This is a genomic window from Phyllobacterium sp. TAF24 (genome assembly GCF_052113785.1).
Taxonomy (GTDB): Bacteria; Pseudomonadota; Alphaproteobacteria; order Rhizobiales; family Rhizobiaceae; genus Phyllobacterium.
Genome location: NZ_JBFRDN010000044.1, coordinates 1 through 13,079, shown reverse-complemented (window position 1 = coordinate 13,079; position 13,079 = coordinate 1). Strand labels below are relative to the sequence as shown.

Genomic DNA, 13,079 nt, shown 5'->3' with positions numbered 1-13,079 from the left:
ACTTTCAATTGTTCGCCTTTTCAGCTGGGAGCCATGCTTCCCGGCAAGGATGGCGCGTGTTCGTGAGGAACCCAATGCTGATGGAAGCCCCGAAAACTCAAAACAGATCTGATGTTCCCGCCATTGTGCTTGACAATGCGACCCGCCGGTTTGTGACACCCGACGGCAAGATGATGACGGCCTTGCGCGATTTTTCCATGACGGTTGCTCAGGGAGAATTTGCCTGCGTGGTTGGACCTACCGGATGCGGGAAATCAACGACCCTCAACCTTGTAACCGGCCTTGCCCGCCCCAGCGCCGGTGAAGTCCGGTTGATGGGAAAGCCCATTGATGGCGTCAGCCCGGATATTGGCTTTGTGTTTCAGGCCGATGCGCTGTTTCCGTGGCGCAATGTGATTGATAATGTCAGCGCCGGTCCGCGTTATCGTGGCGCGAGCAAGGAAGAGGCCTATGAAAAGGCCCGTTTATGGATTGCCAAGGTTGGGCTCGCGCGCTTTGAAAGACACTATCCGCACCAGCTTTCCGGGGGTATGCGCAAGCGCGTGGCATTGGCGCAGACTTTCATCAACGAGCCGAAGATTTTGCTGATGGATGAACCATTCAGTGCGCTCGATGTGCAGACGCGCACGCTGATGCAGGGCGAACTTCTTGATCTCTGGCAGCAGTCGGGCGCATCGGTGATTTTTGTCACCCATGATCTGGAAGAGGCCATCGCGCTTGCAGACAAAGTGTATGTGCTGACAGCGGGACCTGCCACGGTCAAGAGCGTTTATCACATCGATATTCCGCGGCCGCGCGTGATGGAAGACATTCGCTATGACGAGAAATTTGTCGAGATCGCCAAGGTGATCTGGAACGATTTGCGCGAGGAAGTGCAGATCGGCCAACAGCGCGCCCTGCAAAGCGGTCAATAAGGATCATCAACATGAGCACCAATGAAATCGTATCCCCATCGGGAACATCAGCCGCCAGTGCTGCCGGTATCGCCAGGACTGAAGCCGTATTCAAGGCGAAGGCGCGCAGACGCTATGCAACGGTGATTTTTGTGCGACTGGCTATTCTCGTCGTCTTTCTTGGCGGCTGGGAATGGGGCACCCGCACCAATGTGATCGATCCGTTCTTCTTTGCCAGCCCGTCAGGCATTGCTGATCAGATTTGGGTGTGGATCACGGAAGGCACGTCGCAAGGTCCGCTGTCCGAGCAGATTATTGTCACACTGGAAGAAACTCTTCTCGGCTTTCTCATCGGTGCAATCGGCGGCATCATTTGCGGTATCATTCTTGGCCGCAACAAGTTTCTTGCTGATGTGTTTAGCATTTACATCAAGATTGCCAATTCGGTTCCGCGTGTTGTTCTCGGTTCGATTTTCATCATCGCGCTCGGGCTCGGCATGGCGTCCAAGGTGGCACTGGCTGTGGTGATGGTGTTCTTCGTCGTGTTTGCCAATGCTTTTCAGGGCGTACGTGAAGCCGACCGCGCACTGATCGCCAATGCCCAGATCCTTGGTGCTTCGCCCACCCAGATCACCCGTACCGTCATTCTCCCATCGGCCATGAGTTGGATTCTTGCCAGCCTGCATGTCAGCTTCGGCTTCGCCCTGGTTGGTGCGGTTGTGGGTGAATTTCTTGGCGCGAAAAAGGGCGTTGGCCTCATGATCTCCACCGCACAGGGTGCATTCAATGCCAATGGCGTGTTTGCAGCGATGGTTATTCTCGCCGTGCTGGCACTGGTTGTTGAATACGCCATTACTCTGGTGGAAAACCATCTGGTGAAGTGGCGCCCGCAAGCCCTGTCTGATCAGGCAGGCTGATTTGCGATCGTTGAATTGGCGGGCAGCGTAACAGTAACGAGCAGCCCGCCGGTTCTTGCTTCCGACAGTGTCACAGTTCCTTCTGCGCCTTCGGTGACTTCGCGGACAATGGCAAGGCCGAGACCACTGCCATCGGCTTTAACGCCCGCTATCCGGTAGAACCGCTCAAAGACGTGTTCGCGTTCATTTTCCGGAATGCCGGGGCCAGTATCTTCCACGGTCAAATGGATAAGGTCGCCGTCCCGTGCTATCCCCAATGTGACCGATCCGCCTTCGGGTGTGTAGGTGAGGGCGTTGTCGACAAGATTGACGATCATCTCGCGCAGCATCGTACCATCGCCCGTGGCGATTGCCGCGGCGGTACTCGCTTCAAACCCAAGATCAATGCCACGGTCAAAGGCTTTTCCCGCAAGGCTTTCCAGCACCAGCTGTCCAGCCTCTATGAGATCAACCCGGTCGGCGCGTGGGCGTCTGCTGCCCGGTTCCGCGCGGGAGAGTGTCAGAAGCTGCGCGGCCAGACGTGCCAGCAACATGGCGCTTGTCTTGATACTCGTCAGAACCTCCGCCTGTTCGTCCTTGTCCTTTGTCCGGAGCGCAAAGCTTGCCTGTGTTGTCAGGGTGGCGATAGGCGTGCGCAATTGATGGGCGGCATTCTGGATAAAGCGGCGCTGTGCCGCCATCTGTTTGCGCACGCGGTCCATATATTGGTTCAAGGCGGCGACAAGAGGTTGCAGCTCCGTCTGTACGGCGGCCTGATCAAAGGGTTCGAGATCGCGCCCGCGCCGCAGGACATTGTCGCGCAGTTTCATCAGTGGCCGTAATCCATAGCGCAATCCGAGCAGCGACAGGGCGGCGGCGAAAGCGATCAGAACCAGTTGCTGGCTGACACTATCCAGCCAGAGGCCACGGGCGATGTTGGTGTGACCCGCCAGCGTGACACCGACAATAACGTCGACCGATTGCGATAGCTCCGCCGATGCTGCGACAATCGGATGGCGCAGGGCAACAAGCCGAACAGGCTGGTTGCGGTAGCTGCCGTAGAAGTAGACGGGGTCGAAATCCTTCAGCACTGGCGGTGCTGGCAGATCGGGGTATCCCGTCAGCAATTGATGATCCGATGTGGCGACGCTGTAATAGACATGGTCGCCATCACCCGTTGAAAACATCTCGATGGCAACAGGCGGAACGATAGCATCCAGCGTATTACCAGATGCGGCGGTCGCTTCGCCGATGGCGCGCGCGGAAGCGGTAAGCATCCGGTCCGTGACAAGATCGGCCATCTTTTCCGATGTATTCCAGCTTACCCACAAATTGATGGCCGCGATGATGATCAACGGAATGACAATCCAGGATACAAGCTGGACTCTGAGGCTGCCGGGCAGGCGGGAGATCAGCCGCATTGATTCACACCCCGTCGCGCAGGAGATAACCGAGGCCGCGCAGGGTGACGATCTCCGCTCTGCTGCCCTCAAGTTTCTTGCGCAGGCGATGGATATAAATCTCGATAGCGTTCTCGTCGGTCTCGCTGTCAAAACTATAGATGCTTTGGGACAGCGCCGTCTTGCTGACGGTGCGCCCAATCTTGTGCAGGAGTTGCTCCAGCACCGCATGTTCCTTCGGTGCAAGCGCCAGTGGTTCGCCGTTGATTGAAAACAACCGGGTGTTTGTATCGAAACTCAGAGCACCACAGGTGATGACAGGTGCTGTCTTCTGGCTCGCCCGGCGAAGCTGCGCGCGAATGCGGGCTTCCAGCTCCGATAGCTCGAAGGGCTTGGCAAGGTAATCATCAGCCCCGGCATCAAGGCCGCTAATGCGTCCATCAAGACTGGCATTGGCGGTCAGCACGATCACCGGAACTTCGTTACCCGCGCGACGCAGATGACGCAGCACTTCCAACCCGCCCTTGTCGGGCAGACCAAGGTCAAGAATGACAAGATTGTATGACGTCACCGCAAGCGCATGTTCGGCATCCGCGCCGTCATGAACAACATCGATAGTGTATTGAGATTGCCGAAGGCTTTTGGCCAGCCAATTCGCCAGTGTGTTGTTGTCTTCGACAAGAAGTATACGCATGACCAAAGATGCCAATGATCCTGCTCATCCGTCAAGCGCGGCAGGGGCAATATTCAGGTCGCCTACGGTGTTCCAAAACCGAGGGCCTGTAGGCTTAGATCGAAGCCGTGGAGATTACCTGAATACCAAAAGAACAGCATTGCCTGCAGCGGAAGGAAATTAATGAGCGCGTGAAGCAGGATGGACCAGAAAATCGCTCCGCTTTTCAATCTCAACCATCCGGCACAGAAAGCCGCGGGAAGTGTAACAAAGAAGCTGAAAATACCAGTTTCGCCCGAGATGTGCATGAGCGAAAACGCCAGACTTGTGGCGGTCAGAACGGCAGTATTGGAAAATCCGAGAGTTTGACCACAAGACAGGAGCAGCCCCCGAAAGGCCAGTTCCTCGGTTACTGGTATCGCGAGGCAGTTGATAACAATAAGCATCCATAGGGCACCCCATGGAGGCACAGATCCCATACTCAGATCAAGATGAAATATGCCGGCCAAAATGATGTAGATACCGGCCGGCATCAGAGGAACGATCAGGATAATTGGCAGGAATGACCATTGAAATGTTCCAAACCGGAGAATGCGCTGTGTACTGAAACCAAAAATAGGAAACAGACTTAACAACGTGGCTGATGCAATGATTGCTTCCACAAGTGATTTGAGAAAGGCGAAAACTGTAATGTACTGGGGAAAGCCGCCATGAAAGGCATAAACCCAGACATCATAATTGATCTGTTTGATGATATTAAAAAATAAATCGACGATGGTGTACGCACTGGCTTTTGCCAGAGGAATTATGCCAATCACCATACAGAGCATCAGAACCCAGAGCGTCTTACGGGACGTGCTACAAACTATGTCGAATTTGTCCATCACGATTTTTCCCGTAAGACAAGGTTGAGATTATCCGGGTCTTACCGATCGGATCCACCCCCGCGTGGATTGGCTCCATGGCAGGAGCCACAATGAGGAGTTATGTCAATAGACGCGCCATCGGCGCTGGCATGACCAGAAATATCTGTATGCGAAAGTGCATGCGTTATCTTGTCCCAAGTAGACATTTCTCTCTGAACGCGATCACGCTTGTCAGCCCGATTAACGTTAGACTCCGTATCGCGCTTACTTGCAGCAGATGTTGATTTACCGCCCTTATCCCCTTTGCTGCTGTCCTTTGATTTGCTATCTTTTCCTGGGCCCATTCCGCCAGCTACGAATTTCATTTCGTCCAATGTCAATTCACGCATAATTAGATCTCCAAAATTGATTGTGGTTAAAATTGTGACTTGAAATTTGTGTTATAAATTTATCTTTGGATCTGGTCCTCCTTTCCTAGTTGGTTGGTTATTGCTTTACCGCCATCGAGGCGAATAATACGATCCGCTAACGCGATCGTAGCGGGCCTATGGGCTACGATGATGCGGCTAATCTGCAGTTTCGCGACAGCCTTATTAATCGTCGCTTCGTTGGTTTCGTCGAGATGGCTCGACGCTTCGTCGAGAAAGAGAATCTGCGGCCGCCGATACAGGGCCCGTGCGAGAAAGACACGCTGCCTTTGGCCACCAGATAGCGTACTACCCATGTCCCCTACTAATGACTCATATCCCATAGGCATACGTCGAATCTCATCGTCGATAGCCGCAGTTCGGGCACATTCTTCGATCCACAGTTGATCCGCATCCGGTGCAAATCCCGCAATGTTATCTGCAATCGTTCCGGCAAAGAGCCCATCATCTTGCAGCACGCAACCGGTTAGTCGACGGTAGTTATACAAACCCATGCCATGAATATCGTTTCCACCATATCGAACCTGGCCTTCTATCGGCGAAATCAACCCTGCCATGATCTTAAGTAAGGTCGTTTTGCCGCAGCCAGACGGACCGATGAGAGCAAGAGATTCGCCAGGTTCAACAGAAAAGCTAATGCCATTGAAAATGTCTGGTTCACCGTCTCCATAACGAAAGCGCAGACTGGTTGCGGTCAGTTCTTTGTTGATGGTACTAATGTAAGGAGTGGGGCAGATATCAATACTCTCTGGTTTTGTAAGCAGGATATCGGCAAGACGTTCGCCATGTAGATTTAATATTCTGAGCTGGAATATCATCCCCAGTAGGCTGGTTGCACGCGTGACGAATTGCTCCTGATAGGAGGCGAATGTCATGAGCATGCCAACAGTCATCTGGTTTGAAATGATGGCGCGTCCGCCCAACCACAACAGCACAATACGATTCATGCCAAACAACAGACTGTTGACGACATTGAACAAGATATCGAGCTTGTCAGTTTTCAGATCCGCATTGGTTGCTTCGATCAAAGTGTTGAGCCAGGTGGAGTGGCGCCGGTTTTCCAGTCCGAGTGCCTTAATACTGGCTGCGCCACGAATAGATTCCATAAAATGCGATTGTTCGCGTGCGCGATGCACGAGTTCCATTTCGGAGGCTGCTCGATAGGGTTGGTAGAAAATAGCGCGGAGGAGACCGTAAAGTATAACAGTGAGAAATGCGACTGCCGATAGTTCGGGGCTGTAGAGCAGCATCATCGCCAACATACCCACTAACATGAGGGCATTAAGGATGGCGCTTATTACATCTGTAGTTAGTGTTGTGCGTATTGGGCCAAGCGCACCAAAGCGGGAAACGATATCACCGACATGGCGCTTTTCGAAATAGGCGAGGGGTAGACGCAGGAGATGTGAGAAGAGACTGACTTCCCAATGGATACTCATGCGCGTGCTCAGAATCATCACTGCCCACGTGCTGGCAAAACCGATAAGCGTCTGCAAAATAAGAACTGTGACAAACCCTAGAGCAACAAGTGTGACAAGGTCGGTATCTGCACTGACTACCGCCTGATCGATCACAAGTTGCAATCCTAGCGGGCTTATAATCGCGAAAACCTCAAGACAGAGGGCTAGAAGGAATATTTGACCAAGCGCGCGTTTTAATCCGGACGTATTCCTAAATAGATTAGTTAGTTTGAGGCGTTCTTTTTCAACCTTGCCAACAAATGCACGATTTGGCCAAGCCTCTAAGACAACTCCAGTGAAGCGTTTACTCAGTTCCTTTCGATTCACGTGCAGACGGCCACAAGCCGGATCATGTATAATGATCCCATCACGGGTAATGCAATCCAGAACGACGAAATGGGCCAAATCCCAATGCAGGATGCATGGCTGACGAAGCAGTGCAATCTCGTCAATCTCGACGCGTAAGGATCGGGTGGTTAGTTCAAGAGTGGACGAAAGAGCGCTAAGGTTGTGCAGGGTCATTCCTTTGAGCGAAGCAGAGAAGCGCCGCCGTGCTGCATTCAAGTCCAAGGTATGGCCATGAAATGAGGCGATCATCGCGAGACAGGCAAGGCCGCACTCTGCTGCTTCAGTCTGAAGAATTATCGGCAGTCGATTACCAAACCCAAACTTTAATTGTTCAAGGAGAGATTTCATAACTCTTTCCTCCCTTGATCAGGACGCCTCGTATGCTGAAAAGCGGTTCGAACATCCATTCATAAAGGCGACGTGAATCCAGAAACACTTCTGCCTCAACAGCCATGCCGGGCCTGATCGGCTCATTTTTGCCATAGGCCATGACGCTTTCATATTGTGGGTGGACAATAATGCGATAATTACCCTCCGGTTGAGGGGACGCCGACTGCACCGTGACAGGGGTCCCCGGCTCAATATCACTTGGGCGGAGTGTCGTTCGTGAAAAGCTAGTAACAGTTCCGGGATAAAGACCAAATTTCTGATAGGGAAACGCGGCATATCGGATCATCACAGCAGCATTCTCCCGCATGAAACCTATAATGCTACTTGAACCGAACAATTGAACCTCAAGTGGGGCGTCATCAGGAACGATTGACAAGAGTGACATGCCGGCTGCGATAAACTGTCCGGGCTGGGCAAGCACACCGGTAATTGTTCCTGACCGGGGAGCAGTAACTGTGACGACCCGTTTAGCCTCAACCTCTCCTAGATCCCTGTCTAAGACACTAATTTGTCGCTGAATCTCACTAACTATTGAAAGGGAGCGGAGATCGAAACCGTTGAGTTTTGCTTGTATCTCTGCAAGCCGTTGTTTCAATTGTGTGGCTTCTCTTTTCAGGCGTTCCACATCCTGTGTTGTTCGCATAAAACTTTCCAAGCGATCGAAAGCTTGGCGTTCAAGCACGATATGTTGCTTTGCAAGCAAACTATATTTTTCCGAAACATCTTGAAGAACGATACTGTATTTCTCGGTTGTTTTGATCTGAGTTATCGTTTGTTCAAGTTCCTGCGACACCCCATCCGATTGTTTCAATAGTCCCGATTTTTCAATTAGGTTTAACCGTTGGTGACGTTCGATTTCTGCCACAAGCTCGTCACGTTGCTTGCGTAACTGAGCTATCGTAAGAGCTTGGGTTTCGCCGAGGCTTGTGGTTGTATCAGATCCGATAGAATAAAGTTCTTGTCCCTGAAGAACGGATGCTCCTTCTGAAGCTGCGAGGCTCATGATCCGTCCRGTATTTGGTGCCAAGAGCCGAACAATACCCGTGCTCGGCATAACGACACCTACTAGACGGACACGGCGCRTATACTGACCAAAGATTAGAAAAGCAGCGATAAGCACAACAGCTAGCAGTGCGATCCCACTTGACCATCGAACACCGATTGGTTGGAGTACTATAGCCTTACCAAGCCAAGAATCGGTTCTGGCACAAACTGCCTCTGCCCTGAACAGCGATACCTTTGGGTAAGGCAGCGACAGATCGTGTACTCCAGCAACTTTTTCTTGCGATGAATTATTCATTCGCGTGTAACCGGCGCCGATGCTCGTGGCTTATGCATTATATAAATTTGAACAGTTTTAGCTGCTAGGCATATAAAATCAGTGTTTGAAACTGTTTCCTTTTTAGAACGAGCGAGAGTGTCGGTCTATACTACTTTATGCCTAATACTGATGTATCTGTGTACTTGGCAGTGTGATGCTGTGGGCAATCTGCTATTCGTTGAATTCAATAAGAGCGACCTGACCGGTGAGGGCGGTCTTCCACGCGGAAAGATGTGGCTCTTCTTCTGGCTCGGTTGTGAGCGTGCCGATTTCCAGCAACTCGGCTTCTTCATAGCCTTCATTGGCCAGTATCTGCAGCGCTGTCTGCACCAGTCCATCCGTATCGTCATTCATCAGGAGCACATGCACCTGCCGCGAGTCTTCCTCACCTTTCTTCCATACGTCGGCAATGATGAGGTGGACCGGTTTCGAGTCGGCTGGAGGCGTAGACATTGTTAATGATTCCCGAATCTGTGTGTTTCAAGCGGTCAGATTAGCCAAAATGGCCGCCCGCGTCTTGTGGAGGCCATAAATCCCTGTGCATGATACGAAAGATTGCTTGAATTCGCCCGCATCAGGCGAAATAATCTTACGATCAGGCCCCAAAGTGCCCCCAAACGCTCCAAACCTTAATAATATTTGGAGTTCAGGCTTGACGTAGAGCAGGGGACAAAGTATCAGCAGCACATCTGAGCCGATGTGAGATTGGCTGTTTCGGAGCGACACGCTCTGGAGTTCATCTCAAACAGGGTTCGTTTTACGATCGAAATGCAATTTGCCGCTCGCATGAAGCTTCTAAGGCTTCCTCTGCTTTTATTCGGGCAACTACCCATTGGGTGGTTTATTTGCCCGAATTCGTGCATGAGCATGGCGCTGAAACGGCCCTGACGGGCGAAGATACGAGATTTGTGCCGGAGCGCTCGCGCTTTGATACGCATTACAAAGAGGGAAGGTTGAATGCCTACCGTAAACCAGTTGATCCGCAAGCCGCGCACTGCGCCGGTAAAGCGCAATAAAGTTCCTGCTCTGCAGGAAAACCCACAGAAGCGCGGTGTTTGCACTCGCGTCTATACGACGACCCCGAAGAAGCCAAACTCGGCTCTGCGTAAGGTTGCCAAGGTCCGTCTGACGAATGGCTTCGAAGTTATCGGATACATTCCGGGTGAAGGTCACAACCTTCAGGAACACTCTGTCGTGATGATCCGCGGCGGTCGTGTAAAGGATTTGCCGGGCGTTCGTTATCAYATCATTCGTGGTGTTCTCGATACGCAGGGCGTCAAGAACCGTAAGCAGCGCCGTTCGAAGTACGGTGCGAAGCGTCCGAAGTAAGATTTTCCGGGAATTTGGCCACTTGGTAGGTCAACCCGATGTAGTTAAGAGACGAAGAATATGTCCAGACGCCATAGTGCAGAAAAGCGTGAGATCAACCCCGATCCAAAGTTCGGTGATCTCGTTCTGACAAAGTTCATGAATGCAGTTATGCATCATGGCAAGAAGTCAATTGCCGAACGTATCGTTTACGGTGCGCTTGAGTCGGTTGAAGCCAAGAGCAAGCAGGAGCCGGTTGCCCTGTTCCATCAGGCACTCGACAATGTAGCGCCGCACGTTGAAGTGCGTTCGCGCCGTGTTGGTGGTGCAACATATCAGGTTCCGGTTGATGTTCGTCCAGAGCGTCGCCAGGCTCTTGCAATCCGTTGGCTGATCAATGCCGCTCGCGGTCGCAATGAGACCACGATGGTTGATCGTCTTTCCGGCGAACTCCTGGATGCTGCAAACAACCGCGGCTCGGCTGTGAAGAAGCGTGAAGACACGCATCGCATGGCAGAAGCCAACCGCGCATTCTCGCATTACCGCTGGTAATCGTCGAAACCCTATTCTTGAAGGCACCATACTATGGCCCGCGAATATAAAATCGAAGACTACCGTAATTTCGGTATTATGGCGCACATCGACGCCGGCAAGACCACGACCACCGAGCGTATCCTTTATTACACCGGCAAGTCGCACAAGATCGGTGAAGTTCATGATGGCGCCGCAACCATGGACTGGATGGAGCAGGAGCAGGAGCGTGGTATCACGATCACTTCCGCTGCAACCACGACTTACTGGACTGGCCGTGATGGCAAGAAGCGTCGCTTCAACATCATTGATACGCCTGGTCACGTTGACTTCACGATTGAAGTTGAGCGCTCGCTGCGCGTTCTCGACGGTGCGATTGCACTGCTCGATGCCAACGCCGGTGTAGAGCCGCAGACTGAAACAGTTTGGCGTCAGGCTGAGAAGTATCATGTTCCACGCATGATCTTCGTCAACAAGATGGACAAGACTGGCGCGGATTTCTATCGCTGCGTTGAGATGGTCAAGACCCGTCTTGGTGCCAAGGCTCTCGTTATGCAGCTGCCAATCGGCGCTGAAACAGAATTCAAGGGCGTTGTCGATCTGATCGAAATGAAGGCCCTGGTCTGGCGTGATGAACAGCTCGGCGCTGAATGGGATGTTGTTGAAATTCCTGCTGATCTTAAGGATCGTGCAGAAGAATATCGCGAAAAGCTGATTGAAGCTGCTGTCGAAGTCGACGAAGCTGCCACTGAAGCTTATCTCGAAGGCAACATGCCAGATAATGACGCACTTCGCGCTCTTATCCGCGTTGGCACATGCCGCGTTGAATTCCATCCGGTGTTCTGCGGTTCAGCATTCAAGAACAAGGGCGTACAGCCACTTCTTGATGGTGTTGTTGAATTCCTGCCTTCGCCTGTTGATGTTCCTTCGATCAAGGGTATCGACCCAAAGACCGAAGCAGAAACAGTTCGCAAGTCTTCCGACGAAGAGCCTTTGTCGATGCTTGCATTCAAGATCATGAACGATCCGTTCGTTGGTTCGCTGACATTCTGCCGCATCTATTCCGGCAAGCTGACCAAGGGCATTTCGCTCGACAACACAGTTAAGCTCAAGCGCGAACGTATCGGCCGTATGCTGCAGATGCATTCCAACTCGCGTGAAGACATTGAAGAAGCGTTTGCCGGTGACATCGTTGCTCTGGCAGGCCTCAAGGAAACCACAACAGGTGATACGCTCTGCGATCCTCTGAAGCCGGTTATTCTTGAACGCATGATTTTCCCTGAGCCGGTCATCGAGATCTCGATTGAACCGAAGACCAAAGCGGATCAGGAAAAGATGGGCCTCGCGCTTAATCGTCTTGCTGCTGAAGATCCTTCTTTCCGCGTCAAGTCGGATGAAGAGTCGGGTCAGACAATCATCGCCGGCATGGGCGAACTTCATCTCGACATTCTCGTTGACCGTATGCGTCGCGAGTTCAAGGTTGAGGCGAATGTTGGTCAGCCACAGGTTGCCTATCGTGAATCGATCACACGCAAGGCAGAAATTGACTATACCCACAAGAAGCAGTCGGGTGGTTCGGGCCAGTTCGCTCGTATCAAGGTGATCTTCGAGCCACATGATGGCGATGATTTCATCTTTGAATCGAAGATCGTTGGTGGTTCCATTCCTAAGGAATACATTCCGGGCGTTCAAAAGGGTATCGAAAGCGTTATGGGTGCGGGTCCGCTCGCAGGCTTCCCGATGCTTGGCGTGAAAGCCACGCTGATCGACGGTGCCTACCATGATGTCGACTCCTCGGTTCTTGCCTTCGAAATCGCAGCTCGCGCTGCATTCCGCGAAGGTGCGCAGAAGGCTGGTGCCCAGCTGCTCGAGCCGATCATGAAGGTCGAGGTTGTTACACCTGAGGATTACGTCGGTGACGTGATTGGTGATCTGAATTCACGTCGTGGTCAGATTTCGGGTACGGAAGCGCGTGGTATTGCGACTGTCGTCAACGCAAATGTGCCGCTGGCCAACATGTTTGGTTATGTGAGCAATCTGCGGTCGATGAGCCAGGGTCGTGCACAGTACACCATGCAGTTTGATCACTACGAACCTGTACCGGCAGCGGTAGCACAGGAAATTCAGAAGAAGTTTGCGTAACCAACCGGTTGCGCTTGACAGTTGAGTTAAGCCTGAGCAGGCGAACATATAACGGAGAGCTCAGATGGCTAAGAGCAAGTTTGAACGTAACAAGCCGCACGTCAACATCGGCACGATTGGTCACGTTGACCATGGCAAGACGTCGTTGACAGCAGCGATTACGAAGTATTTTGGTGAGTACAAGCCTTACGACCAGATCGATGCAGCGCCTGAAGAAAAGGCACGCGGCATCACGATCTCGACGGCACACGTTGAGTATGAGACGCCAGCGCGTCACTATGCACACGTTGATTGCCCCGGCCACGCTGACTATGTGAAGAACATGATCACCGGCGCCGCGCAGATGGACGGCGCGATCCTGGTTGTGTCGGCTGCCGACGGCCCGATGCCACAGACCCGCGAGCACATCCTGCTTGCCCGTCA

Annotated in this window: 13 protein-coding genes; 6 read left to right on the top strand and 7 right to left on the bottom strand. The window is 52.4% G+C overall.

Translation table 11 applies throughout. The features are described from left to right. Positions 1-74 precede the first annotated feature (74 nt). Complete coding sequence (locus AB4Y96_RS24355) at positions 75-914, top strand: ABC transporter ATP-binding protein (protein WP_091886774.1); 840 nt, start codon at positions 75-77, stop codon at positions 912-914. Between the two features lie 11 nt (positions 915-925). Beyond that, positions 926-1,810 carry an ABC transporter permease gene (locus AB4Y96_RS24350; protein ID WP_441920480.1) on the top strand — a complete coding sequence of 295 codons (885 nt, stop codon included), beginning with the start codon at positions 926-928 and terminating at the stop codon, positions 1,808-1,810. Here AB4Y96_RS24350 and AB4Y96_RS24345 read toward each other — a convergent pair. The 7 genes from AB4Y96_RS24345 to AB4Y96_RS24315 form a co-directional block, all read right to left on the bottom strand. Beyond that, complete coding sequence (locus AB4Y96_RS24345; protein ID WP_441920478.1) at positions 1,798-3,210, bottom strand: sensor histidine kinase; 1,413 nt, start codon at positions 3,208-3,210, stop codon at positions 1,798-1,800. The two genes, AB4Y96_RS24350 and AB4Y96_RS24345, sit on opposite strands and share 13 nt — an antisense overlap. A gap of 4 nt (positions 3,211-3,214) precedes the next feature. Further along, on the bottom strand, positions 3,215-3,883 hold the full coding sequence (locus AB4Y96_RS24340) for a response regulator (protein WP_441920476.1): 669 nt from the start codon (positions 3,881-3,883) through the stop codon (positions 3,215-3,217). 62 nt (positions 3,884-3,945) lie between these two features. Beyond that, on the bottom strand, positions 3,946-4,746 hold the full coding sequence (locus AB4Y96_RS24335; protein ID WP_441920475.1) for a CPBP family intramembrane glutamic endopeptidase: 801 nt from the start codon (positions 4,744-4,746) through the stop codon (positions 3,946-3,948). 41 nt (positions 4,747-4,787) lie between these two features. Beyond that, positions 4,788-5,117, bottom strand: coding sequence for a hypothetical protein (locus AB4Y96_RS24330; protein ID WP_441920473.1), 330 nt, complete (start codon positions 5,115-5,117; stop codon positions 4,788-4,790). Between the two features lie 59 nt (positions 5,118-5,176). Next, positions 5,177-7,312, bottom strand: a complete 2,136-nt coding sequence (locus AB4Y96_RS24325; protein WP_441920472.1) for a peptidase domain-containing ABC transporter — start codon at positions 7,310-7,312, stop codon at positions 5,177-5,179. Then, entirely contained in the window at positions 7,296-8,357 is a 1,062-nt protein-coding gene (locus tag AB4Y96_RS24320; RefSeq protein WP_441920470.1) for an HlyD family secretion protein, read from the bottom strand. Before AB4Y96_RS24320 ends, AB4Y96_RS24325 begins: the two co-directional genes overlap by 17 nt. Positions 8,358-8,846: 489 nt before the next feature. After that, positions 8,847-9,128: a hypothetical protein gene (locus AB4Y96_RS24315; protein ID WP_441920469.1), complete on the bottom strand. Its 282-nt coding sequence runs from the start codon at positions 9,126-9,128 to the stop codon at positions 8,847-8,849. A 504-nt stretch (positions 9,129-9,632) separates the two neighbouring features. Between AB4Y96_RS24315 and rpsL the strand changes: the two genes are divergently transcribed. The 4 genes from rpsL to AB4Y96_RS24295 all read left to right on the top strand — a co-directional run. Further along, positions 9,633-10,004, top strand: a complete 372-nt coding sequence (rpsL, locus tag AB4Y96_RS24310) for a 30S ribosomal protein S12 (RefSeq protein WP_008121760.1) — start codon at positions 9,633-9,635, stop codon at positions 10,002-10,004. A 60-nt stretch (positions 10,005-10,064) separates the two neighbouring features. Then, entirely contained in the window at positions 10,065-10,535 is a 471-nt protein-coding gene (rpsG, locus tag AB4Y96_RS24305; protein WP_008121762.1) for a 30S ribosomal protein S7, read from the top strand. Positions 10,536-10,568: 33 nt separating this feature from the next. Further along, positions 10,569-12,656, top strand: coding sequence for an elongation factor G (gene fusA, locus AB4Y96_RS24300; RefSeq protein ID WP_091886757.1), 2,088 nt, complete (start codon positions 10,569-10,571; stop codon positions 12,654-12,656). 64 nt (positions 12,657-12,720) lie between these two features. Beyond that, on the top strand, positions 12,721-13,079 hold a 359-nt coding region (locus AB4Y96_RS24295), incomplete at its 3' end, for a GTP-binding protein (protein WP_441920467.1).